This window comes from Enterobacter sp. SA197 (assembly GCF_054131575.1).
Genome location: NZ_CP096393.1, coordinates 2,698,596 through 2,720,726 on the forward strand (window position 1 = coordinate 2,698,596; position 22,131 = coordinate 2,720,726).

The following is a 22,131-nucleotide window of genomic DNA, read 5'->3' on the forward strand; positions in this document are numbered from 1 at the left end:
TTCCGAAAATCACAATTAATTTTGCGTTAATTGTGAACATTGATAGCGAGTCGAAACGGACTCGCTTTTAATTTCACTTTTCTACAGGATATATTTTATGCAAGTTAACTCTATTACCGACCTTTTCATTCATGCGCTGTCTGATATTTACAGTGCCGAGAAACAACTGAGCCGTGCTTTATCAAAACTCGCGCGTGAAGCCTCCAGTCAGGAGCTTTCTGATGCCTTCAAAAAGCACCATGATGAAACGCAGGGGCAGATTGAACGTATCGATCAGATTATTGAATCCGATCCTAATCTGAAGATTAAGCGTATGAAATGTCATGCGATGGAAGGGCTGATTGATGAAGCTAACGAAATCATCGAGGCGACCGATAAAGGCAGCGTTCGTGATGCTGGTCTGATTGCAGCGGCCCAGAAGGTCGAGCACTATGAAATTGCCTCTTATGGCACCCTCTCTACTCTCGCCGGGCAGTTAGGACTGAAAAAAGCAAAAGTACTCCTGGATGAAACGTTACAGGAAGAAAAAACCACTGATGATTTATTAACTCAAATTGCCACTACGAAAATTAATCTTAAAGCTGAAGGCAAATAAATAGTTCTGCACTGCAGAATGCCTTTTGAACTTCTTAATCTGGTAAGCAAACGACAACGAAGGATATTATTATGACTCCACAAGAAAATTACCATGACTGGCTCCGTGACGCGCATGCAATGGAAAAACAAGCAGAGTCTATGCTGAGCTCAATGAGCAGCCGCATCGATAATTATCCTGACCTGCGCGCAAGAATCGATCAACACTTAACTGAGACTCAGGGTCAAATTCAGCTTCTCGAAGAAGTGATGGACCGTAACGGTATTAACCGTTCAGTAATGAAAGATGCCACCAGTAAAATGAGCGCTATGGGTCAAACCGTGGGTGGCATGTTTGCCTCTGATGAAGTTGTCAAAGGGGCAATCAGCAGCTACGTCTTCGAGCAATTTGAAATTGCTTGTTATACCTCATTGATTCGCGCGGCCGAAAAGGTTGGCGATACCGCCGGTGCTGAAGTATTCAAGCAAATACTGACGCAGGAAAAAGCGATGGCGGAATGGGCATTTAATCACCTGCCTGATGTGACAGAACAATTTTTATTGCGTGATGCAGCTGATGGCGTCGAAGCGAAAAAATAACGGACACAGCAGGAGGCTTTATGTTTAGACACGTTAAACAATTGCAATACACGGTCAGGGTCAGTGAACCTAATCCGGGGCTGGCTAACCTGTTACTTGAACAGTTTGGTGGTCCTCAGGGCGAGCTGGCTGCCGCCTGCCGTTACTTTACGCAGGGTCTTGGCGATGAAGATGTGGGCCGTAAAGAGATGCTCATGGACATCGCGACCGAAGAGTTAAGTCACCTTGAGATTATCGGCTCGCTGGTCGGTATGCTCAATAAAGGGGCGAAAGGTCAGCTGGCTGAAGGCACTGAAAGTGAAGCAGAACTTTATCGTTCTCTGACTCAAAACGGTAACGACAGTCATATTACCTCCCTGCTCTACGGCGGCGGCCCTGCGTTAACCAACTCCGCAGGCGTCCCCTGGACTGCGGCCTATGTCGATACCATCGGTGAAGTCACCGCCGATTTACGCTCAAATATTGCAGCCGAAGCACGTGCTAAAATTATTTACGAGCGCCTCATTAATGTGACCGATGACCCGGGTGTTAAGGATGCCTTAGGCTTCCTGATGACCCGTGAAGCTGCGCATATGCTCTCTTTTGAGAAAGCCCTTTACTCGATTCGCAACAACTTCCCGCCGGGTAAACTGCCGCCAATTGAGCAGTACACCAATGTGTACTACAACATGTCGGAAGGCGATGATCCGCGTGGCAGCTGGAACAGCGATGAAAACTTCGAGTATGTTGCTAATCCACAACCTGCCGTTGACGGTGGCGATGGCCTCGCGACGGTCAATTTAAGTCGTGAACAGCAGGCTCTGGTGAAAGCGATGGTGAAGCGTACGCAGTCCGATCCCGCCGTGGAACCTGTGACCGGCGTTGAGCTTGGTAAAGGTGAGCCGCAGAAAAAATAGGTGATGAGTTAATCATGCCTGTCCTGGACACCCCTTTTATAAGGGGTGTTTTTTTGCACTAAGGTGGCAACCATGTTTGAGTTAGATGCTTTTCATCTGGCAAGGCTACAATTCGCCTTTACGGTCTCTTTTCATATCATCTTCCCGGCTATTACTATTGGTCTCGCCAGTTATCTGGTCGTGCTGGAAGGGTTATGGCTAAAGACAAAAAACCCTGACTGGCGGGCAATGTACCATTTCTGGTTGAAAATTTTTGCCGTCAACTTTGGCATGGGAGTGGTATCGGGCCTGGTGATGGCCTATCAGTTCGGCACGAACTGGAGTGGATTTTCGCAATTTGCCGGTAGCATAACCGGCCCGTTATTAACCTATGAAGTTCTGACTGCATTTTTCCTTGAGGCCGGTTTTCTTGGCGTCATGCTCTTCGGCTGGAATAAAGTGGGCCCCGGTTTACATTTTTTTGCCACCTGTATGGTCGCGCTCGGCACCCTGATGTCGACCTTCTGGATACTGGCTTCCAACAGCTGGATGCACACTCCCCAGGGCTTTGAGGTGGTCAACGGTCAGGTGGTTCCCACCGACTGGTTCGCCGTCATATTTAACCCCTCGTTCCCCTACCGCCTGATTCATATGACTATCGCCGCATTCCTCAGCAGTGCCCTCTTTGTCGGTGCGTCGGCGGCCTGGCACTTACTGCGCGGCAACGATACCCCGGCAATTCGCAAAATGCTCTCTATGGCGATGTGGATGGCGCTGGTCGTCGCCCCGGTTCAGGCCCTGGTCGGTGACGCGCACGGCTTAAATACCCTGAAACATCAGCCGGCGAAAATCGCTGCTATTGAAGGCCACTGGGAGAATCCTCCGGGTGAAGCAACGCCTCTGATCCTCTTCGGTTTACCTGACATGGAGGAGGAGCGCACCCGCTTTGCCGTCGAGATCCCGGCACTCGGCAGCCTGATTCTGACCCACTCACTGACTGAGCAGGTTCCGGCGCTAAAATCATTCCCCAAAGATGAGCGACCTAACTCTGCTATCGTCTTCTGGTCATTCAGAGTGATGGTCGGCATGGGGATCCTGATGATTACCTTAGGCCTTGCGGCGCTGTGGCTTCGGTTTCGTCATCGGCTCTATACCTCACGACCTTTTCTGCATTTCGCCCTGTGGATGGGGCCGGCAGGCCTGATTGCCATTCTGGCTGGTTGGGTGACCACGGAGGTGGGACGACAGCCGTGGGTGGTTTACGGATTACTGCGTACCGTTGATGCCGTCTCTCTGCACAGTACCTTACAGATGAGCCTGAGTCTGCTTGCCTTCTTCGTGGTTTATACCTCTGTATTCGGCGTGGGCTATGGCTATATGGTGCGTATTATCAAGAAAGGACCGCAGCCTTATGATGCGCATCCTACCGATGGTCGACCGGCACGTCCGCTGTCTGCCGCTGGCGAGAAATTTGATAGTGAGGAGAGAAGCTAATGGGTATCGATCTGTCACTTATCTGGTTTGTGATCATTGTCTTCGCCACGCTGATGTATATCGTCATGGACGGATTTGATCTGGGTATAGGTATCCTTTTTCCTCTTATTCAGGACGAGGGTGAGCGGGATGTTATGGTCAATAGCGTCGCCCCTGTCTGGGATGGTAACGAAACCTGGCTGGTGCTTGGCGGCGCGGGTCTGTTCGGGGCCTTCCCCCTCGCTTATGCGGTGATCACTGATGCACTGGCTATCCCCCTGACGTTAATGCTGATTGGCCTGATATTCCGTGGCGTAGCATTTGAGTTTCGATTCAAAGCAACGCCGGAGCACAAACCTTTCTGGGACAAAGCCTTCCTCGGCGGTTCCCTGCTGGCCACCTTTACGCAGGGCATCGTGGTGGGCGCCGTGATAAACGGATTTCCCGTGTCGGGTCGCACCTTCAGCGGTGGCGCGCTGGACTGGCTGACGGCGTTCAACCTCTTCTGCGGAATAGGCCTGGTCATCACCTACGGGATGCTGGGCGCGAGCTGGCTGGTGATGAAAACCGAGGGTAATCTGCAGAACCGTATGCGGCGGGCCGCCAGGACATTGCTGCTGGCTTTATTACTGGCGATGGCGGTTGTCAGCATCTGGACTCCCCTGACCCATTCGGCTATTGCCGGGCGCTGGTTCACCTTCCCTAACCTGATGTTCTTTGCACCCGTTCCCCTGCTGGTGGTAGTGCTGAGCGTATTACTATGGCGAACCCTAAACGACACGCGGTTTCATGCGCTGCCCTTTATTTTGACGCTGGGGCTTATCTTTTTAGGTTTTAGCGGATTGGGTATCAGTATCTGGCCAAATATTATTCCGCCGGACATCTCATTATGGCAGGCAGCATCACCGCCACAGAGCCAGGGCTTTATGTTAGTGGGCGCTTTGCTGATTATTCCGGTGATACTGATTTACACTTTCTGGAGTTATTACGTGTTCCGTGGGAAAATTCAGCATGGGGAGGGATACCACTGATGTCATATAAACAAAAGGCGACCGTAAAAAAAATAATGTGGTTCGTTTTGCTGTGGCTTGGCAGCGTCCTGGCATTATTTGTCGCCAGCTCATTGATCAAACTTTTAATGTCAATGGCTGGCCTTCATACCTGAAATTAAGGATTAGCGGGTTGGTGAGCCTTCATCTTTTAATAAGGTGATTAATGCGCTCATTGCCCAGGCGGCAGCGGCTTTTACCACCGACTCGCTATCCCCTTCAAAGTGTTTTAACTGGGTATGGACTTTGTTATCAGGCAACTGCCAGGCGAACCAGACGGTGCCTGCCGGTGTACCATCTTCTCCACCATCGGGACCTGCATAGCCACTTACCGCCAGACTCACGTTCGCACCAGAACGCCGTTGCGCCCCTGCCGCCATCTCTTTTACCGTCTGCTCGCTTACCGCAGTCCACGTCGCGATGGTCTCATAGCTAACCTCCAGCACGGCAATTTTCGCTTCGTTGGTATAGGTGATAAAGCCACTACCGTAATACTCGGGCGTGTCTCCCGCAGCACATAATGAAGAGGCTATCAGCCCGCCAGTGCAGGACTCCGCAGTGGTCAGTTGCAAATTTTTCTTAGTCAGTACACGTCCAAGCTCCCTGGCAATGGATACTGTTTGCTCTGTCATCTTTCACCTCTTAGTAAGATTAGAGGGCGGCCTCGCCACGCGGGCCGCCCTTAGCAGTTACAGGGTTGCTTTCTCGCCTTGCATCCCCGGCACCAGAATGACCTTACGGCACTCCTCCTGGCGTTTTTCAAAGATTTCATAACCACGCGCCGCGTCTTCAAGCGGCATGTGGTGGGTCACTATCTCTTCCGGAGTGAGATGCCCTTTATCGATAAGCTCAAGTAAATCAGGCAGGAACGCGTGAACGTGAGTCTGCCCCATCTTGAATGTGATCCCTTTATCAAACGCATCACCAAACATAAATCCATGAATGAACCCGGCATAAACACCAGGGACGCTGACGATCCCACCACGACGCACAGCGGCAATCGCCTGGCGTAACACCTTGCCGCTGCTTCCCTCAATTTTCAGGGTACTGAGTACCGTTTCCGTAATGCTGCCCTTTGCCTCAAACCCAACGGCATCAATCACTGCATCCACCCCGCGATGACCAGGGGTGTTATCAATAATCCAGGCCGCTGGATCGTCATTCTGATCGAAATTAATGGGGATCACGCCATATCGCTGACTGGCAAAGGCCAGACGATAATCATTGTGGTCAATCATGAAAATCTGCTCTGCTCCCATCAGACGAGCACAGGCGGCGGATAACAACCCCACCGGCCCGGCGCCATAAATCGCGACGCGGGAGCCCTGCTTAATCTCGGCGTTCTTCACCGCCTGCCATGCGGTTGGCAGGATGTCGGAAAGGAAAAGCACTTTTTCATCAGGCAGGTGTGACGGCACTTTAAAAGGACCGGTGTTAGCTTTCGGCACACGCACATATTCTGCCTGGCCACCGGGAATGCCTCCGTAGAGATTGCTGTAGCCGAAAAGCGCAGCAGGCGGCGTGATGCTTTTACGGTTCAGCGCCGCCCCTTTCCCTGAGTTGGTGGTTTCGCAGGCCGAATACTGTTGCAGGCGGCAAAAAAAGCAGTCACCACAGGCGATAACGAACGGAATGACCACGCGATCGCCTTTGCTGACGTTTTTCACGTCCGGGCCCGCCTCAACCACTTCTCCCATAAATTCATGCCCGAAAATATCACCATGCTCAGTGCCAGGGATCTTTCCACGGTAGAGGTGCAAATCCGAACCACAGATTGCCGTTGCGGTTACCCGAAGAATGATATCGTCGCTGGCTTCGAGGCCAGGATCGGGCATATTATCGACGCTGACCTTATGAGGCCCATGATAAGTCAGTGCTTTCATCAGCAATTCTCCCGAAAAGGATTAATGATTTTAGAGGAACTCCACGGCCGCCTGAAAATATAATTCAGTGACAGGTCCCAGGTATAAATCTGAATCTGCTGGAGTAACCCAGTAATTGAGCTACCCATCGTTATTTCGTCAGAATATCGGCAATTAGCGTTCCATTCTTTCATTAAGATTAGAACATAAACCCTTTGCTGGCGTTGAATCTCAGCTATTTAATTACCGTCCTCAACAACCGAAACGGTATTAATGCTGTTCATTTTCGCTGCACTCTTCGGACTATTCCGGCTGAAAACTGGAATATCTGCGTTTATGCAACTATACCCTTCAAAATATGTTTTTTTGTTTGCTACAGCGTGTGGAGTAAAATGGATTACCTGGCCTGGACCGCAGCAACCGGCTGCCTGCTTTTACTGATGTCACTTTCTTATGGCTGGATTAGCCGCGTTCCCATCCCGGTCTTTGGCCTCTATTTACTGGTAGGGATCGTCTGCGGCCCCTGGGTACTGGGATTTATTAATCTGGATATTGCCACCCACGCTTCCCTGACCAGCCGCATCACCGAAATCGCCATGGCGGCTTCACTGTTTATTACCGGGCTTAAGATTCGCCTCCCCCTTACCTCCTCCTACTGGAAGATGGGGGTGATGCTGGCTGTTCCGGGCATGTTACTGACCATCGCCGGGATAATGGTGGTTTCACACTTTCTTACCGGGCTTTCATGGCCGCTGTCGCTGGCGCTGGCCGCTATTCTTGCCCCCACCGATCCGGTGCTTGCAAGCCTGGTCGCCATCACTGATGCACAGGATGGTGACAAGCTTCGTATCGCGCTTTCAAGCGAAGCGGGTCTTAATGACGGGACCGCGCTCCCTTTCCTGATGCTGGCGCTGGTCTGGCACAAAGCCAGCGGCACTATTGATTCCCATGAATGGTTAACCTGGTTCAGCGTGGATCTCCTCTGGGCTCTCTCGGGGGGCCTTGCGATCGGCTTTTTGTTAGGCCGGACCATTGGGCTGGTGGCGACCCGCTCACGCCATGCTCAGGGTGAAGTCGCCCCCAGTGATTTCATTGCCCTCGCCTTAATTTGCCTGAGCTTTTCCCTGGCAATGGCCGTGAGCGCCTCGGGTTTTCTCGCGGCGTTTGCCGCTGGTGTTGGCTTACGCAGTGCAGAAGTCACCGTGCAGAAGCGCCACCCCAATGAAACTGAAAAAGAGCACGATATTCCCGCTGAGATGCAGGTTAATCCCCATACCCGGCACGGGCTGGAAGAGCAAAACCCCATTAAATCGGTCGGCCTGGTTATCGGAGACGCGCTCTCCTTTGGCGATACGGTAGAGCGCATCTTTGCCGCCACGCTGGTGATTATTCTCGGTGTGACACTGGCACTGCACTGGGACGCCCACGCGCTTTTACTGGCCTTCATCATTTTTGTGGTTATCAGACCGCTTGCCGTATTCATTATTACCTGGCGTTCGGGCGCCTCCTTTTTCCACCGTCTCAGTCTTGGCTGGCTCGGCATCCGGGGCATTGGCAGCCTGAACTATATCGCCTTTGCGTACATGCATGGGCTTCAGGGAGGCAGTGCAGACACGCTCACCGACATGGCCATCACCATTGTGACCCTGAGCGTGCTGGTGCACGGGATATCGGTCACTCCCCTGCTGGCCCTGAGAAATAAACGACAGCAGCACTAACCAGCCCATTAATCCGGTAATGACTGCTATCTTTCATAACACAGAGGATAAAAAAAAGAGCAGCTTGTATTCCCGATGAGCGCCCACTGACGCACTGTTCAGAAGGCCGTTCTGCGCGTTCCTAAGGAGCATTTATGTTCTCAGGCCTGAATAAAAAAGAAGCAAGAAAACTTGCTGCTATTGAGATTCTGAAAAGAGATGACGCAGAACGCGACCGCGCCCTCGGAGAATTTGCCAGGCTTGCGAGCAGGGTGATGGGGGTTTCAGGCTGTTTTGTCACTATTTTTGACGATCGATTTCAGTACATTAAATTTTCGTTCAATATCCCGGATCTGAGCGGAAAAATGCCTGTCGAAGAAACCCTGTGCAAACATTCTGTGGCAGCCTGCCAGCCTGTTATCTGCTCCGACACCCGCACCGACCCCCGCTTTGTCGGTCATCCCCTCGTCAGGAACGGGCATGTTATTTTCTACGCGGCTGCACCGCTGAAGACAAAGGATGGCGATGCGCTTGGCACCTTATGCGTCAGTGAACAAAGCCCCTTTACCCCGACGCAGAGCGATATTGAAGAGTTTTTACGTATTGCCTCTCTCGCCAGCGCTTATCTCGAGTCATGGTACTCGTTAGGGCGCATTGATCCGCTCACGGGGCTACCCAACCGCCAGCATTTACGCGGTGAAATTGAACGACTGACGCACAAGAGTAAGACCCAGCAACATGCGTTACTCATTTTTGACTGTATAGACATTCCCCGGGCCTACGAGCTATCACGCTATCTGGGTCTGGCGGCAATAGAAAAGATGCTGCACAGTTTTGGCCCGCTGCTGAGGATGCGGCTTGAATTAGATAAGAGCGTGACGCTTTATGCCTTTGCGACAGGTCGCTATGCCGTTCTGGTCACCAGCCAGTACGCCAGAATACTTATCCGCAGAGCAAAAAATCTGCCCTCCACTCGCGCGCTGATCACCGGGGATATTGAAGTGCAGTTAAATATCTTCACCGGCTATGTCTTTTTTAAGGGGAGAACTATCCCTCCTGCCGAGATACTCAGACGTAGCGTCAGCGCCCTGCATGAAGCCATCAGACAGGTTGTTCCGGTAAAAGAGTTTGATGTGACCCTGGATCGGAAACGCAATGATGATTTCCGACTGCTCTATGACTTAAGCCAGGCATTTAAATCCTCAGACCAGATTTATCTGGTCTATCAGCCGAAGGTATCACTACGCACAGAAAAGATAGTGGGTGTCGAAGCGCTGCTGCGCTGGAAGCACCCTGAGCGCGGGCAAATCTCTCCGGCTGTCATCGTGGGGCTGGCGCAAAAAACCAGCCTGATGAATGACATCACCCACTGGGTAGTCAATGAGGCGTTGCGCCAGATTGGCCTCTGGCATGCCGCTGACATCCACATTCCTGTTTCTGTTAACTTCACGGTGAGTGATGTCTCGCAGCCCGGCTTCGCGAACGCTCTGGAGAGCAAGCTGCTGAAACTGGGGTTAACCACGGCGGATATTCGTATTGAATGCCTTGAAACCGAAGAAATCATTGCCAACGAGACAGCGCTCCGGGAGCTGGATATCCTTAAAAACAAAGGCTTCGATATCCTGCTTGATGATTTTGGCGCGGGCTACAGTAACATTAATTACCTGCGCAAAATTCCCCTCGACGTCATCAAACTCGACCGTTCAATTATTGGCAAAATAGCGGAAGACACGGGAAGTCGTATCATCGCCAAAAACATCATTACGATGCTCAAAGAGCTCGATTACACCGTGCTTGCCGAAGGTGTTGAGAATGCAGAAACTGCGGCCATTCTGCGGGAGTTTGGCTGCGATGAGGCGCAGGGTTTTTATTACTGCCACCCCATGATGGCCAAAGACCTGATCGACTGGCTCACCTCCCGCACGGCGACCACCGATACCGATCCTGATAACGCGTAAAAAGGCTGCACATGCAGGAGCACACCGGCGACGTACCGCCTGCTCCCGCGCAAAAAACCTGGCGTGAGCTGAATTTATTCTCCCCGCTATCGTTATGCGTCGAAGGGAAAGGCACCAGGAATCCTGCACGAAATCTCACATTACCGGTGAGGGTTTCTATACTTACCGCCGGAGGTCATTAATGAGAACGTTTTTAAAATCTTTATTCGCAAGCCCTGACACCTTACTTCAGGTCATGAGCCATAGTGAAATTCAGGATGCCATCGAGGATGGGGAGAGGATCGTGGTCGATGCCGATGGCAACACTTCGGTCAATGTACGTTGCGAGAAAGTCCAGCAGGACTTCAGGCGACACGTTGATGCACTGAAGAGGGCCTAGGTATGGGTACGGCAATTTTTATGGTAATGATGGTGTGCGGTTACTGGTATAGCTCCCACGATCTCACTACCCGCTTTAAATTTAAACGCAGCTTTGGCTGGGACGTCTATTTTCTGGTGGCCCTCTATGGCTGCATTTTTGTTTTACAGGGCATGTTTGCCACCGCCATTTTATGGCTGTGCCTGTTGGTAAGTTCCTGGGCGATGAATGCCCTGCCGGCTACTTTTGGTCCGGAATACCATCATTTGCATATGTCTTTTATGAACTGGACGTTTCTCGGCATTCAGGGGCCGGTGGTAGTCATGCTCGCCTTCGCCGTGACCTTCTGCCTGTGGCGCTCTAACTGGGCGCCCAGCGCCCGTCTGGATACCGGAGGAAGAAGAGAGTTATATAAGCATCTCTCGCGGGCTAATGGCGTTGAAGGGCTTATCTACCAGTGTATGGAGAGCGGGGATCTGGCATGGGTTACGCTGACCTCCCAACGCATTTACATCGGTATGGTGCATACCGCCACCTTCGACAGTGGTGATGCCAATAACATCGTGTTGATACCTATGCTCAGCGGCTATCGCGATCGCAACACCCTGGATTTGCATGTAGAACATAACTACAGCGCCTGGTATGACTCACATGACGTCGATATCCTTTCCGCGCTGAACTTTCGCAAAGTGCTGATGCTGTCGCAGGTGGAGAGCTTGTCGCTTTTTCATCCTGCGCAGGTGATGGCGATGGGTATTCATAAACAACTGAATACCCAACAGGAGCGTTAAAACCAGTTACGGCCCTGCACAGCCGGTTCGCTGCGATCGCTAAAGGGGATCTCAGGGGGGAGCGAGGCCAGATGTGCGGCCCAGAGATCCGCTATCCATTTCACGCCACGTGCGGTAAAGCGCGCCTGTGACCAGGTGCGCTGATTCTCAGCCACCCCATCATGGACGGTAAAATACCCGGCCTGAATATGATGCTTCGCGGGCATTAGCACTCCGCTCACGCGCTGCATGATATTACGCTCAAGCAAAAACTGCCGGAACTCAGGCTCTTTAGCCTTCAGCATTTTGCACAGTTCGCGAAAACCCAGCGCCTTTTCCACTTTCACGAAGTCGTCAAAGAACGCGGCCTTGGGAAACAGTAAAGCCAGCTGCTCCTCGGCCCGCTGGCGCTTCTCATACTGCTCCGCCCAGGCGTGAGCTGCGGCTGCGGGGTTCGTGAAGTCCGGCAGGCTGATGGCCTGCTCACGCGCCTGCCAGCGATCGAGAATATCCGCCGTAAAACCAGGGGAGAGACGGGCGACGGTTAACACCGAATCGCGTTTGTTGAGCAAAAACTCCTGCCGTTGCTCTCCGTTACGTTCGTACATCTGGAGTTGTACCGGTTGAGATAAGCGTTGCGCTGTTTCAAGGCTTGTCACCATACGCTTCACTTCGTTGTGGGCTATCCCTGTCAGCGTTGCGATTTCACGGCTACTCATGGTTGGTAACCGATCGTTCGAATTAAGAATATCCAAAGGAATCACCATAGCGTTCACCACTCTTCATGCTCACATAACAACCTGTAGAAAGAATAACCAATACCTGTTTAAATATCCAGTACATTTTTTGGGCTACGCTAAAAGTTTCGATCCGCTGCGCAATTCATCCATCAAGGGAGAGTGTCATGATTACGTTATGCAAAGCCTGCGGCACATCTTATGCGTTCCAGGGCAGCCGACCGCAGCAGTGCCAGATTTGCCAGGATGCGCGTCAGTTTGTCCCGCCCGAGGGGCAGAGCTGGGTCGATGTCCCACTGCTGTTGTCTTCGCATACCAATAGCTGGCAACAGCATGAGACCAGCCTGCTGAGTCTTACCACCGTTCCTGCTTTTGCCATTGGTCAGCGCGCTTTTTTGCTCAGAACCCCGGCAGGTAATATTCTCTGGGACTGTATTACCACACTGGATGAGGCAACCAGGACGCTGATCTCCGCACTCGGCGGACTTCACGCCATCGCCATTTCTCATCCACATTTTTACACCACAATGCAGGACTGGGCCGCCGCATTCGGTGCGCCGGTTTACCTCCACAGCAGCGATAGCCACTGGATCATGCGTGAGAGCCCTCATATCCGGCTGTGGGAAGGCGAAACACTGGCGCTGGCCGCAGATGTTACCGTGATGCGGCTGGGTGGACATTTTCCCGGCAGCTGCGTCCTGCACTGGGAAAACGACGGCGGTGCACTCTTTACCGGCGATACACTTCAGGTCACACCGGGGGCGGATGCCGTCTCCTTTATGTGGAGTTACCCAAACCTGCTCCCTTTACCAGGCCCGGTGGTGAGCGATATCGCCGACCGCCTGCGCGCGATTCGCTTCAACAGACTCTATGGCGGTTTTACAGGAAAAGAGATAACCGGAAACGCCGACCATATCGTGCAGCGTTCAGCGCAACGCTATCTGGACTGCCTGGAAAAAAGCCAGTAGTTGGCTTACCCCGTCTATATTGAGTTTTACTCACAATAAGGCGTAGTTTTTTTCGTTTTTCATTTAACAATCCGTCAACAATACTTATTCGCAAACTGCGGCCAGACGTTAAATTTGGTCGCGGTAAAGCGGAAATAATAAATAGCATGCGCTAAAAATAGTGAACTGCGCTTACAGTGATTTTCATTAGCGTTATTTATTAACCAGTCATAATGCAGTGCTGGTTAATGACAATATTAAGCTTTAGTTATCGGACCATGAAAGGGATTAGCGGAGTACGAGCGGATGACGTTTGACATGTTAAGTGATTTAATCCAACTGGCTTTGGCTGCCCCTTCTCAGCCGGACGTTATTTCACGGGAAAACACGACTACCCCATCAGATGCTGATGATACGTTGTCATTCTTTATTTCCCAGCTTGCGCCAGATAATTCCCACCGCGATAAACTCTCAAGAATACGATATCGCCTACAGTTGCTTTCTGAAGCACGACAGGATCCGGATAAAGCAGACGCATTATTAGCGACCAACCTCTCAGTGGATAACGGCGCCTTGCCTTTGCTGGACTTCACCCGCTGGCCGCAGGTTTATTATGCGGTTTCTGGCGAGTTGCAAACGGCGGAATCTGAGGCCTGGTTTCAGAACCTCTCTGCCGCTGCGGCAACGTTACGCGCTGCAATCGCCGATGCCGAGCGCGCGAAAGGCACGCCAGCGTTCAATATTCTTGAGAAAATCCTGGCCTTCAACAGCGCCCTTCCTGAACGTTATAAAGCTATGGCCAACATAATGTATTGAGTGAAGGTTCGCTTGCGCGCCGGCAATTCGTTACTATTGTCGCCCCCTCTTTTTGCGTGCAGCCAGATGCCTACGAACTTTGATGACTTCATTGCCCCTCCCTGTACTGACGAGATAGCGCTCCTCTACCAGGATGCGCATTTACTGATAATCGACAAGCCCAGCGGGCTGCTCAGTCTGTCGGGCAAGGATCCGCGCAACCTGGATTCGGTACATTACCGGCTGGTACAGGAATTTCCGGGGTGTACCCTGGTCCACCGCCTTGACTTTGGCACATCCGGTTTGATGGTTATCGCGCGAAATAAAAGCAGTAATGTCGCCCTAAACCAGCAGTTTAGCCAGCGGCGAGTCACCAAAGTCTACAGCGCCCTGCTTTGCGGACATCTGGAAAAGGATGAAGGGGTGATTGATGCGCCTGTTGCCAAAGACCCGGCATTGTTCCCGCTAATGTCGGTGTGTGCCCTTAATGGCAAACCGGCTCGTTCACACTATCAGGTTGTGGACCGTTTTTATGGTCAGGGTGAGGCGGGAGTGCGCGTCCCGTTGACACGGGTAATTTTTACCCCTGAAACCGGTCGCACCCACCAGCTACGCCTGCATTCCAGCTACATAGGGCACCCGATTCTCGGCTGTGACTTCTATGGTGGACTGTCGCTGCCCGGTACGGCGCACACCGCCCGGCTGATGCTGCACGCCAGTGAACTGCGTTTTGTTCATCCGGTAAGCGGCGAAACAGAGCATATGAAAAGCCAGTGTCCATTCTGACGCCGGGAAGATTCCCGGCGCGTTAACAGGGCTTTACCACATCAAATCATCAGGTACTTTAAAGTCTGCGTAAGGATCGTCTTCATCCTGCGCCTCCTGACTCAGCGTACTGTTTAGAACAATGCTGCTCGCATCACGCTGGGCAATTTTATCGGCAACGACCGCAGGGATGATGGCATACTGACTTTCACTGCCGCTGCCAGCCACCAGACGCGCAATGGCCAGGCGACCATTAATCAGCTGCGTTTGCGTCTGTTTGTCGACGACAACTTTTTTAATCACATTGTTGTCAGTGAAGTTAAATTCAATGTTCCCTTTCGCTACCGTGATGCGGTTCATCTCTATCAGCTGCTTGACCTGGGCTTTATACTCTTTTGCCAGCGCTGCCTGTTTTTGCAGTTCGCTCAGTTGTTTATCACGCTCAATCTGGGCTTTTTTATTTTCTTCCACCGCTTCTCTTGCCTCACGGGCCTGCACACGGGATTTCTTCGCTGTTCGCTGAACCTTGGCCATTTTTTTACTGGTCACGAGGCCCGCTTTGAGCATCTGCTCTTGTAAGGTAAGTTTTGTCATCGTCGTCTTTCAACCTGGTCAAAAATTTAGGGAAGTATACCTGTAATTGCCCTCACAGTGTCAGCGGGGGGAAGGTCACATTACAATGCCCGCCGCCATAAGACCGTAACCCACAGAGAAAGCAGCAGCCTGGCGATAAAGACGCATGAGGGAATAAAAGATGAGATGAGTTGCGTAAAAGCAACGCCTGCGACCTGTAGACTGGAATACCCGATGACGAAGAGGCGTGTTGTCTGCGCCAGCGGGCTTTTACTTAGGCTATTATCCGCGCCGTTATGTTGGCATGGAGAATGTCGTGACTTTATCGGTCTGCGGATCGATGGATATCATACAGATGGCGAAATTACCGCCCAGACGGTCTTTACGATCGGAAATTTTCAGATTATAGGTTTCAGAGAAAGAGAGATAACTCGACGCATTAGATTCATTCAGTTTAAAACCAATAATGTCTTCAAAATAAGCTCGCGTTTTACCGACGCTGGTTTTGCACTGGTCATTAGTAACGGTACCAACACGTCTTGCAGAGGTCGTTGTTTGCGATGATGGTGTATTTTTTGAATTAAGCGCAGCATTCACCGCTTTCATTTGATCGCCCACCGTTTTCTGGAAATCAGCACAGGATGAGGCAAGAAGAACCATTCCACATATTAACAACTTTTTTCATTGTATCCCTTTCAATAATTAACATTATTCATTAATGCTGTAGTATAAATTTTACAAAATAGTTACTCTACTTTTAATTCACGCGAAAAGGCTAAAAATTACTACCAATAATAGTAGGCGCGATTTTTTCTCCGACCTTGTGTGAGTTAAAGTCAACCTCAGCTCTTTCTTAGAAAGCGAATTCCGTCCCGCTTACGGCGCACGCCAGAGGCCGGGGCCAATGAACCAAAAAATAAGGATGCACCATGCGCGCTCTGTTATTGTCGCTCTTAGCCGTTCTGATGCTGATGCTGAGCACCGCCGTGCTGGCAAATAATGCATCCGCTCCCCTCATTACAGTAGAGAGCGAAGGCACTGGGCCGGATGTTATCTTAATTCCGGGCCTTGCCTCCTCGCGCGATGTCTGGGGCGATCTCTCTTCGCAGTTAACGTCACGGTTCCGTTTACATAAGGTGCAGCTGGCGGGATTTGCAGGTCAGCCGCCGTCCAGCCGACCAGACGGGCAGTTCGTGGCTCCTGTCGCCCGGGCTATTGCGGAGTACATTAAAACCCATTCCCTCTCCCACCCCGCTATCATCGGTCACTCCCTGGGTGGGGAGGTCGCCTTACTGGTAGCCGCACAGCACCCCGATCTGCCAGGCAGGGTGGCAGTGGTGGATGCATTGCCCTTTTTTAGTTTGATGTTTGATCCCGGTGCAACGCCCCAGTCGGTAACGCCGCAGGCACGCCAGTTTCGCCAGATGCTGTTAACCACTGATGAAGCCGGATTTAAGCGCCAGCAGCAGCAGGGGATCGCGCGACTGGTAAAAACCGACGCCGTACGTGAGCAGCTGGTCAGGGCCAGTCTCGATTCAGACCGGCAAACGCTTGCCGATGCAACATTTGACATTATGACCCTCGATTTGCGTCCGCAGTTATCCCTCATCCGCGTACCTGTCACCGTGCTCTACGCCTGGGATCCGCAGTACGGTATTCCAGCCGCCAGGGTCGACGCACTTTATGCTAACGCGTATGGCGCACTAAAAGGTGTGCAACTCAGGCGCATCGACAATAGCTTCCACTTTATGATGTACGATCAACCGGAGGCGTTTACGCATCAGATAAAGGCTTTTTTGCAGCAGGAATAGCGTGTTAGGTTGGATGACTGGACTGCGGCCTGGAACAGGGTAACGTGCTCACCGCTCACGCAGTCTCTGTTCTGCCAGGGCGACATCACTGAGCGTGTCGATATCTTCTGTCATGCCCGGGTCGTCGAGAGGAAGGTCCCACACCCGCCCCAGAGCGCGGGCGGCGGCGACCACATGCTTTGCACCTTCATCCCCTTTAAGCGCAGCAAGCTTGTCATAATATGTGTGTCCGAACGCCACCGGATGGCCTGACTGCTGGTGAAAGCGGGGCACGACGACCCGCTGCGCCCGCACAGCGTTCGCCACTGCCAGCAAAGACGCGGGCCGGACAAGCGGCAAGTCGCCCGGCAAAATAAGCCAGCCGCCAGCATCTGGGGTTGCCCGCACGCCCAGGGCAATGGACTCCCCCATCCCCGCCGTGCCTCCTGCGGGCTGAACAAGGTAGCTCTGAAGCCCGGCGTCACGCACGGCATCTTGTACCCAGGAGAGCACCGGTTTTCCTGCCAGCAGAGCCTGCAGTTTGTGTTCGCCAGCGCCAGAGGCATAAAAGCGCATCCCGCGCCCGGCGGCAAGCACCAGTACGACCGGGGCAGCGCTCATGGCGGCACTCTTCATGTCGGGCTCTGGCGCACGGCGGCAATCTGCGCCAGTATGGAGAGGGCCAGCGAGTGCGCATCGCGAGCTTTTGGGAAGATCCCGACAGGGGCATGGATACGCGCAATATCTGCGTCAGACCAACCCAGTTGCTGGAGTTTCCTGGTGCGTTTTTCGTGAGTGCGCGCGCTACCTAACGCGCCGATGTAAAACGGCGCGGCTGCCAGCGCCTGTTGCAGGATCTGTAGCTCATACCCGCTGTCGTGATAGAGCAGAATGACAGCCGTATCACGGTCAATGAGGCCGCTGAGGTTAAGCGGGTTGATTCCCGCCAGCGTCAGAACCTCATAACCTGCCGCCTGGGCCAGGGCAGCGGTTGCCTGCTCCTCAAGCGCACCGCCAGCCACTACCACCCGAACCTGGGGTCGGTAGCATACCGAATAGCTGCCATCCTCCTGCCCCAAAGTGACGCTCTCAGAGGCATGCGCTAACTGGCGCGATGTCGCATTGTAACGCAGAGTGGCGCTCTGGCGCTGCGCCAGCGCATTGAGGACCGACAGTAAGGGTTTCGCAGAGCGAAGCTTATGGATGGCAAGGGTAATACCTCCCCCGCAGGGGAGGACAATATCAAACCAGGGCGAGCCCTGACCGTAATCAATCAGCCGATCCTGACCCGTGCGGATGACCTCCAGCGCTTCAAATGCCGCAGCATTCTCAACACATCCACCCGAAACATAGCCACAATAGTGACCATCCTCGCGCACGGCCATCTGCGCGCCAACAGGTCGGGCCGCGCCACCACGTATCCCGACCAGGGTGACGAGGGCCGCCTCCATGCCTGCCGCCAGCGCCTCGGCGGCAAAGCGTAATACCGTTTCGCTGTTATCCGTCAGCCGGGCCCGTACGGGGGTGATAACCGGCGGTTCGGTCATGAAGTGTGTGGACACGCGCCCTCCTTACCCGGCATCCGGAAGCTTCTCCAGCAGCTTATCGAGCCTGATGGGATAATCCCTTACTCTTACGCCGGTTGCGTTATAAATGGCATTGGCGATAGCCGCGCTGACGCCGCAGAGTCCCAGTTCTCCCACCCCTTTCGCTTTCATGGGTGACGAGACGGGGTCGGTGTCATCAAGGAAAATTACCTCCTGGCGCGGAACGTCGGCGTGAACCGGCACTTCATAGGTGGCCATGTCGTGATTGACGAAATAGCCACGCCCGGTGTCCACCGTTAACTCTTCCATCAGCGCCGCCCCAAGCCCCATGGTCATAGCCCCGATGACCTGGCTGCGGGCCGTTTTCGGGTTCAGGATCCTTCCGGCGGCGCACACCGCCAGCATACGACGCACCCGCACTTCCCCTGAAGCGCTGTCGACCGCCACTTCAACAAAGTGTCCGGCAAAGGTGGACTGCTGAAACTGTTTATCCAGCGTGCCAAATTCTATCGTATCTTCGGCGGTCAGCGGGCCGTCCACGGTTGCCTCGGTGAGCGCCACACTGCGCGTTCCATCGTGAATTTGCCCATCGCTAAATTCCGCTAACGCCGGGTCAAACCCGGTTTTATGCGCAATGGATTCACGCAGTTTTACGCATGCCGCATAGACGCCAGAGGTGGACGTATTGGCCCCCCACTGGCCACCGGAACCGGCGGAGACCGGGTAATCAGAATCCCCCAGCCGGACCACCACGTTCTTCAGCGGCACTCCCAGCATTTCAGCGGCCGTCTGGGCAATAATGGTGTAACTGCCGGTGCCGATATCGGTCATATCCGTCTCGACGGTCACCACGCCCTGTGCATCCAGGTGCACTCTGGCACCTGAAGGGCCCACCAGATTGTCGCGGAAACCGGCAGCCATGCCCATGCCGATTAACCAGCGCCCCTCGCGGACCTGCGCGGGCCGAGGATGGCGCTGCGCCCAACCGAAACGTTCCGCACCGGTACGCAGACAGGCGATCAACTGACGCCGGGAGAAAAAGCGTTCCGGGTGCGCCGGATCCACCTGAGTATCATTCAGCACACGAAATTCAACCGGATCGATCCCGGCCTTTTCAGCCAGTTCATCAATGGCGATTTCGAGCGTCATCAGCCCTGGCGCCTCGCCCGGCGCGCGCATGGAATTCCCCTCAGGCAGATCAAGGGTTGCCAGACGCAATCCGGTATGACGGTTGGCACCGGCATAGAGGAAGCGGGTCTGATTTACCGCTGTCTCCGGCGCGCCGCCTGGCAGATTGCCCGACCAGCTGAGGTGCTGTATGGCGGTGATATGCCCCTGCTCATCGGCACCCAGGCGGATGTGCTGCAGGGTTGCCGGGCGATGGGTGGTGTTATTGGGAATAAAGGGTCTTGGCAGCATCACTTTGACCGGGCGGTTAACCGCCCGCGCGCCCAGCGCGGCCAGTAAGGCATCACTGCGCAAGAAGAGTTTGCCGCCAAAGCCGCCACCAATAAAGGGCGAGATGATACGCACATTGTCGGCAGCGATGTTCAGCGTTTTCGCCAGCTCATTTTTCCACCAGTTAATCATCTGGCTGGAGGTCCATACCGTTAACTTATCCCCCTCCCAGGCGGCCATAGAGGCATGGGGCTCCATTGCCATGTGGCTTTGATCGGGGGTGGTATACCAGGCATCCAGCGTCACGGATGCCTCAGCGAAAGCGCGTTCAACATCGCCGGTCATGTTATCCGGCGTATCTTCCGGCGGCTCGGTGACAGCGGTTTTTTCTTGCGCGAGATGGTAATGGCCCGCTTCCGGGGCATAGTCCACCTTGACCAGCCCGGCGGCCGCACGCGCCTCTTCAAAACTGTTTGCCACCACCAGCGCGATGGCCTGGTGGTAATGTTCAATCTCAGGGCCGCCCAGCAGCGCGGCGGCGTTCATCTCTCCCTTACCGAGCGCACCTGCAGTGGCATGGGTAATGACGGCCAGCACACCGGGTGCCGCTTCTGCCGCCTGTACATCAAGAGAGGTGATGCGTCCTTTGGCAATGCCGGAGCCGACCACGTGTCCGTAGGCTACCCCCGGCAGCGTGTCGTGCCATTCGTAAGCATAGGTGGCGGTTCCGGTAGTTTTCAGGGGGCCATCAATACGATTGACGGGTTGACTGATCACTCTGAGTTTATCAATGGGGTTCGTCCCGGCAGGTTTTTCAAATTTCATCGTTAGCCCTCCCTTGCGCGATAACAGAGGCAAGCGTGCGTTTTGCCAGCGTGAGTTTAAACGCGTTGTCGGCGGTGGGTGTTGCGGTGGCAAACAGGTGGTCATAAACCGGCAGCGCCCCCTGCGACACGGCGTTATCCGCCTCTTCGAGCCGCCAGGGTTTGTGGGCGACACCGCCCAGCGCCACGCGCCCGTTGCCGTCGGGCTGGATGATGGCAGCCACGGACACCAGCGCAAACGCGTAGGAGGCGCGATCGCGCACTTTTCGGTATATATGCACGCCGCCGGTGGCAGGAGGAAGCGTCACCCCGGTGACGAGTTCCCCAGGCTCAAGCACATTTTCAAGGTGCGGCGTGTCGGCAGGTGCCCGGTAAAATTCAGCCAGGGGGATACGGCGCTCCTCCCCGCCCGGAGTGACGGTCTCTACCACGGCATCCAGTAGCCGCATTGCGACCGCCATATCGCTCGGATGCGTTGCAATGCAGGCCTCACTCGCCCCCACTACCGCATGCTGGCGACTAAAACCCGTCAGCGCGGCGCACCCGCTACCGGGCCGACGCTTATTACAGGGCTGATTCGTATCGTAAAAATAGGGACAGCGGGTACGCTGCAACAGATTACCTGCGGTCGTCGCGCGGTTACGCAGCTGACCCGATGCCCCCGCCAGTAGCGCACGTGCAAGGACGGCGTAGTCGCGGCGCACCACCGGATGCGCCGCAAGATCGGTATTGCGCACCAGTGCGCCGATGCGCAACCCTCCCTCCTCTGTGGCCGAGATGCTATCGAGTCCCAGTCCGTTTACATCAATGAGATGAACCGGAGTTTCGATTTCAAGCTTCATCAAGTCGAGCAGGTTGGTCCCGCCAGCGATGAACTTTGCCCCAGGCGTACGCTGTGCACTGGCGGCTGCCGCGGCGGCAGTCGTGGCGCGCTCATAGGTAAAAGCCTTCATGATTCGCCCCCCTCCGCTACCTCTTCAATTGCAGCCAGAATGTTGGCATACGCGCCGCAGCGGCAGAGATTTCCGCTCATACGCTCGCGCACCTCTTCAGGCGTTCGTCGGGGCGGTGACACCAGATCGTGCGTGACGTGACTAGGAATGCCCGCTTCAATTTCCTGCAACATCGCCACCGAGGAGCAAATTTGTCCAGGCGTACAGTAGCCGCACTGGTATCCGTCATGCTCGATAAACGCCGCCTGCATGGGGTGAAGATTATCCGGCGTGCCGAGACCTTCAATAGTGGTTATCTCCGCATCCTGATGCATCACGGCAAGGGTCAGACAACTGTTGATCCTGCGCCCATCCACAATGACGGTACAGGCCCCGCACTGACCGTGATCGCAGCCTTTTTTACTGCCGGTCAGATGAAGATTTTCCCGCAGGGCATCAAGTAAGGTGGTGCGGGTATCCACGTCAAGCTGATGCATCACGCCGTTCACCTTCAGCGAAAGCGGCAGGATGACAGGTGCGGGGGTAGTACTGACGGTGTTCTCACGCGCAGGTGACAACGCTGCCGGGGTTTCGCCTTGGTTGCTCAT

The 22,131-nt window shown here is 53.9% G+C and carries 24 protein-coding genes; 14 read left to right on the forward strand and 10 right to left on the reverse strand.

Annotated features, from left to right (window positions below; all coding sequences use genetic code 11):
• Positions 1-97: 97 nt before the first annotated feature.
• From M1D91_RS12595 to M1D91_RS12620, 6 genes are all read left to right on the forward strand, one after another.
• The gene (locus M1D91_RS12595; RefSeq protein WP_437432894.1) at positions 98-595 is read left to right on the forward strand and encodes a YciE/YciF ferroxidase family protein; all 498 of its coding nucleotides are present in this window, start codon (positions 98-100) and stop codon (positions 593-595) included.
• Positions 596-666: 71 nt separating this feature from the next.
• The gene (locus M1D91_RS12600) at positions 667-1,173 is read left to right on the forward strand and encodes a ferritin-like domain-containing protein (protein WP_437432895.1); all 507 of its coding nucleotides are present in this window, start codon (positions 667-669) and stop codon (positions 1,171-1,173) included.
• A 20-nt stretch (positions 1,174-1,193) separates the two neighbouring features.
• The gene (locus M1D91_RS12605; RefSeq protein WP_437432896.1) at positions 1,194-2,069 is read left to right on the forward strand and encodes a manganese catalase family protein; all 876 of its coding nucleotides are present in this window, start codon (positions 1,194-1,196) and stop codon (positions 2,067-2,069) included.
• A gap of 72 nt (positions 2,070-2,141) precedes the next feature.
• Positions 2,142-3,542, forward strand: coding sequence for a cytochrome ubiquinol oxidase subunit I (locus M1D91_RS12610; protein ID WP_437432897.1), 1,401 nt, complete (start codon positions 2,142-2,144; stop codon positions 3,540-3,542).
• On the forward strand, positions 3,542-4,552 hold the full coding sequence (gene cydB / locus M1D91_RS12615; protein WP_437432898.1) for a cytochrome d ubiquinol oxidase subunit II: 1,011 nt from the start codon (positions 3,542-3,544) through the stop codon (positions 4,550-4,552). Before M1D91_RS12610 ends, cydB begins: the two co-directional genes overlap by 1 nt.
• Before the next feature lie 35 nt (positions 4,553-4,587).
• Entirely contained in the window at positions 4,588-4,686 is a 99-nt protein-coding gene (locus M1D91_RS12620; protein ID WP_457976336.1) for a DUF2474 family protein, read from the forward strand.
• Positions 4,687-4,695: 9 nt separating this feature from the next.
• Here M1D91_RS12620 and M1D91_RS12625 read toward each other — a convergent pair whose 3' ends face one another.
• A complete protein-coding gene (locus M1D91_RS12625; protein ID WP_437432900.1) occupies positions 4,696-5,202 on the reverse strand; it encodes a 2-oxo-tetronate isomerase in 507 nt (168 codons plus the stop codon).
• Positions 5,203-5,259: 57 nt separating this feature from the next.
• The gene (locus tag M1D91_RS12630) at positions 5,260-6,453 is read right to left on the reverse strand and encodes a zinc-dependent alcohol dehydrogenase (RefSeq protein WP_437432901.1); all 1,194 of its coding nucleotides are present in this window, start codon (positions 6,451-6,453) and stop codon (positions 5,260-5,262) included.
• A gap of 371 nt (positions 6,454-6,824) precedes the next feature.
• Here M1D91_RS12630 and M1D91_RS12635 point away from each other — a divergent pair, with 371 nt between their 5' ends.
• The 4 genes from M1D91_RS12635 to M1D91_RS12650 all read left to right on the forward strand — a co-directional run bounded on the left by M1D91_RS12635 (position 6,825) and on the right by M1D91_RS12650 (position 11,236).
• Positions 6,825-8,150, forward strand: coding sequence for a cation:proton antiporter (locus tag M1D91_RS12635; protein WP_437432902.1), 1,326 nt, complete (start codon positions 6,825-6,827; stop codon positions 8,148-8,150).
• 134 nt (positions 8,151-8,284) lie between these two features.
• A complete protein-coding gene (locus tag M1D91_RS12640) occupies positions 8,285-10,087 on the forward strand; it encodes a sensor domain-containing protein (protein WP_437432903.1) in 1,803 nt (600 codons plus the stop codon).
• Positions 10,088-10,268: 181 nt separating this feature from the next.
• Positions 10,269-10,466, forward strand: a complete 198-nt coding sequence (locus M1D91_RS12645; RefSeq protein WP_437432904.1) for a hypothetical protein — start codon at positions 10,269-10,271, stop codon at positions 10,464-10,466.
• A gap of 2 nt (positions 10,467-10,468) precedes the next feature.
• A complete protein-coding gene (locus M1D91_RS12650) occupies positions 10,469-11,236 on the forward strand; it encodes a hypothetical protein (protein ID WP_437432905.1) in 768 nt (255 codons plus the stop codon).
• On the opposite strand, the gene M1D91_RS12655 is transcribed toward M1D91_RS12650, so the two are convergent.
• Positions 11,233-11,982, reverse strand: coding sequence for a phage antirepressor KilAC domain-containing protein (locus M1D91_RS12655; RefSeq protein WP_437432906.1), 750 nt, complete (start codon positions 11,980-11,982; stop codon positions 11,233-11,235). The genes M1D91_RS12650 and M1D91_RS12655 overlap by 4 nt on opposite strands.
• 137 nt (positions 11,983-12,119) lie before the next feature.
• Here M1D91_RS12655 and M1D91_RS12660 point away from each other — a divergent pair, with 137 nt between their 5' ends.
• From M1D91_RS12660 to M1D91_RS12670, 3 genes are all read left to right on the forward strand, one after another.
• Positions 12,120-12,920, forward strand: a complete 801-nt coding sequence (locus M1D91_RS12660) for an MBL fold metallo-hydrolase (protein WP_437432907.1) — start codon at positions 12,120-12,122, stop codon at positions 12,918-12,920.
• Positions 12,921-13,217: 297 nt separating this feature from the next.
• Entirely contained in the window at positions 13,218-13,715 is a 498-nt protein-coding gene (locus M1D91_RS12665; RefSeq protein WP_457975797.1) for a hypothetical protein, read from the forward strand.
• Between the two features lie 66 nt (positions 13,716-13,781).
• On the forward strand, positions 13,782-14,480 hold the full coding sequence (locus M1D91_RS12670; protein WP_437432909.1) for an RluA family pseudouridine synthase: 699 nt from the start codon (positions 13,782-13,784) through the stop codon (positions 14,478-14,480).
• A 33-nt stretch (positions 14,481-14,513) separates the two neighbouring features.
• On the opposite strand, the gene M1D91_RS12675 is transcribed toward M1D91_RS12670, so the two are convergent.
• Both M1D91_RS12675 and M1D91_RS12680 read right to left on the reverse strand, forming a co-directional pair.
• A complete protein-coding gene (locus M1D91_RS12675; RefSeq protein WP_437432910.1) occupies positions 14,514-15,053 on the reverse strand; it encodes a DUF2058 domain-containing protein in 540 nt (179 codons plus the stop codon).
• Between the two features lie 273 nt (positions 15,054-15,326).
• Positions 15,327-15,692, reverse strand: coding sequence for a hypothetical protein (locus tag M1D91_RS12680; protein WP_437432911.1), 366 nt, complete (start codon positions 15,690-15,692; stop codon positions 15,327-15,329).
• A 269-nt stretch (positions 15,693-15,961) separates the two neighbouring features.
• Here M1D91_RS12680 and M1D91_RS12685 point away from each other — a divergent pair, with 269 nt between their 5' ends.
• Positions 15,962-16,843 (forward strand): alpha/beta fold hydrolase, encoded by an 882-nt coding sequence (locus M1D91_RS12685; protein ID WP_437432912.1) that lies wholly within the window; start codon positions 15,962-15,964, stop codon positions 16,841-16,843.
• Between the two features lie 48 nt (positions 16,844-16,891).
• Here the strand turns inward: M1D91_RS12685 and M1D91_RS12690 are convergent, their stop codons facing one another.
• The 5 genes from M1D91_RS12690 to paoA are packed head-to-tail and all read right to left on the reverse strand — an operon-like array spanning position 16,892 to position 22,131.
• Positions 16,892-17,443 (reverse strand): nucleotidyltransferase family protein, encoded by a 552-nt coding sequence (locus M1D91_RS12690; protein WP_437432913.1) that lies wholly within the window; start codon positions 17,441-17,443, stop codon positions 16,892-16,894.
• A gap of 11 nt (positions 17,444-17,454) precedes the next feature.
• On the reverse strand, positions 17,455-18,369 hold the full coding sequence (locus M1D91_RS12695) for an XdhC family protein (RefSeq protein ID WP_437432943.1): 915 nt from the start codon (positions 18,367-18,369) through the stop codon (positions 17,455-17,457).
• A 24-nt stretch (positions 18,370-18,393) separates the two neighbouring features.
• Positions 18,394-20,592, reverse strand: a complete 2,199-nt coding sequence (paoC, locus tag M1D91_RS12700; RefSeq protein WP_437432914.1) for an aldehyde oxidoreductase molybdenum-binding subunit PaoC — start codon at positions 20,590-20,592, stop codon at positions 18,394-18,396.
• Positions 20,582-21,544, reverse strand: coding sequence for an FAD binding domain-containing protein (locus M1D91_RS12705; RefSeq protein ID WP_437432915.1), 963 nt, complete (start codon positions 21,542-21,544; stop codon positions 20,582-20,584). Before M1D91_RS12705 ends, paoC begins: the two co-directional genes overlap by 11 nt.
• On the reverse strand, positions 21,541-22,131 hold the full coding sequence (gene paoA / locus M1D91_RS12710) for an aldehyde dehydrogenase iron-sulfur subunit PaoA (RefSeq protein ID WP_437432916.1): 591 nt from the start codon (positions 22,129-22,131) through the stop codon (positions 21,541-21,543). The genes M1D91_RS12705 and paoA overlap by 4 nt, the downstream gene beginning before the upstream one ends.

Coding starts and splice junctions, on each gene's coding strand:
- M1D91_RS12595 (WP_437432894.1), top strand. CDS start 98: ATGCAAGTTAACTCTATTACCGACCTTTTCATTCATGCGCTGTCTGAT.
- M1D91_RS12600 (WP_437432895.1), top strand. CDS start 667: ATGACTCCACAAGAAAATTACCATGACTGGCTCCGTGACGCGCATGCA.
- M1D91_RS12605 (WP_437432896.1), top strand. CDS start 1,194: ATGTTTAGACACGTTAAACAATTGCAATACACGGTCAGGGTCAGTGAA.
- M1D91_RS12610 (WP_437432897.1), top strand. CDS start 2,142: ATGTTTGAGTTAGATGCTTTTCATCTGGCAAGGCTACAATTCGCCTTT.
- cydB (WP_437432898.1), top strand. CDS start 3,542: ATGGGTATCGATCTGTCACTTATCTGGTTTGTGATCATTGTCTTCGCC.
- M1D91_RS12620 (WP_457976336.1), top strand. CDS start 4,588: ATGTGGTTCGTTTTGCTGTGGCTTGGCAGCGTCCTGGCATTATTTGTC.
- M1D91_RS12625 (WP_437432900.1), bottom strand. CDS start 5,202: ATGACAGAGCAAACAGTATCCATTGCCAGGGAGCTTGGACGTGTACTG.
- M1D91_RS12630 (WP_437432901.1), bottom strand. CDS start 6,453: ATGAAAGCACTGACTTATCATGGGCCTCATAAGGTCAGCGTCGATAAT.
- M1D91_RS12635 (WP_437432902.1), top strand. CDS start 6,825: ATGGATTACCTGGCCTGGACCGCAGCAACCGGCTGCCTGCTTTTACTG.
- M1D91_RS12640 (WP_437432903.1), top strand. CDS start 8,285: ATGTTCTCAGGCCTGAATAAAAAAGAAGCAAGAAAACTTGCTGCTATT.
- M1D91_RS12645 (WP_437432904.1), top strand. CDS start 10,269: ATGAGAACGTTTTTAAAATCTTTATTCGCAAGCCCTGACACCTTACTT.
- M1D91_RS12650 (WP_437432905.1), top strand. CDS start 10,469: ATGGGTACGGCAATTTTTATGGTAATGATGGTGTGCGGTTACTGGTAT.
- M1D91_RS12655 (WP_437432906.1), bottom strand. CDS start 11,982: ATGGTGATTCCTTTGGATATTCTTAATTCGAACGATCGGTTACCAACC.
- M1D91_RS12660 (WP_437432907.1), top strand. CDS start 12,120: ATGATTACGTTATGCAAAGCCTGCGGCACATCTTATGCGTTCCAGGGC.
- M1D91_RS12665 (WP_457975797.1), top strand. CDS start 13,218: ATGTTAAGTGATTTAATCCAACTGGCTTTGGCTGCCCCTTCTCAGCCG.
- M1D91_RS12670 (WP_437432909.1), top strand. CDS start 13,782: ATGCCTACGAACTTTGATGACTTCATTGCCCCTCCCTGTACTGACGAG.
- M1D91_RS12675 (WP_437432910.1), bottom strand. CDS start 15,053: ATGACAAAACTTACCTTACAAGAGCAGATGCTCAAAGCGGGCCTCGTG.
- M1D91_RS12680 (WP_437432911.1), bottom strand. CDS start 15,692: ATGGTTCTTCTTGCCTCATCCTGTGCTGATTTCCAGAAAACGGTGGGC.
- M1D91_RS12685 (WP_437432912.1), top strand. CDS start 15,962: ATGCGCGCTCTGTTATTGTCGCTCTTAGCCGTTCTGATGCTGATGCTG.
- M1D91_RS12690 (WP_437432913.1), bottom strand. CDS start 17,443: ATGAGCGCTGCCCCGGTCGTACTGGTGCTTGCCGCCGGGCGCGGGATG.
- M1D91_RS12695 (WP_437432943.1), bottom strand. CDS start 18,369: ATGACCGAACCGCCGGTTATCACCCCCGTACGGGCCCGGCTGACGGAT.
- paoC (WP_437432914.1), bottom strand. CDS start 20,592: ATGAAATTTGAAAAACCTGCCGGGACGAACCCCATTGATAAACTCAGA.
- M1D91_RS12705 (WP_437432915.1), bottom strand. CDS start 21,544: ATGAAGGCTTTTACCTATGAGCGCGCCACGACTGCCGCCGCGGCAGCC.
- paoA (WP_437432916.1), bottom strand. CDS start 22,131: ATGAGCAACCAAGGCGAAACCCCGGCAGCGTTGTCACCTGCGCGTGAG.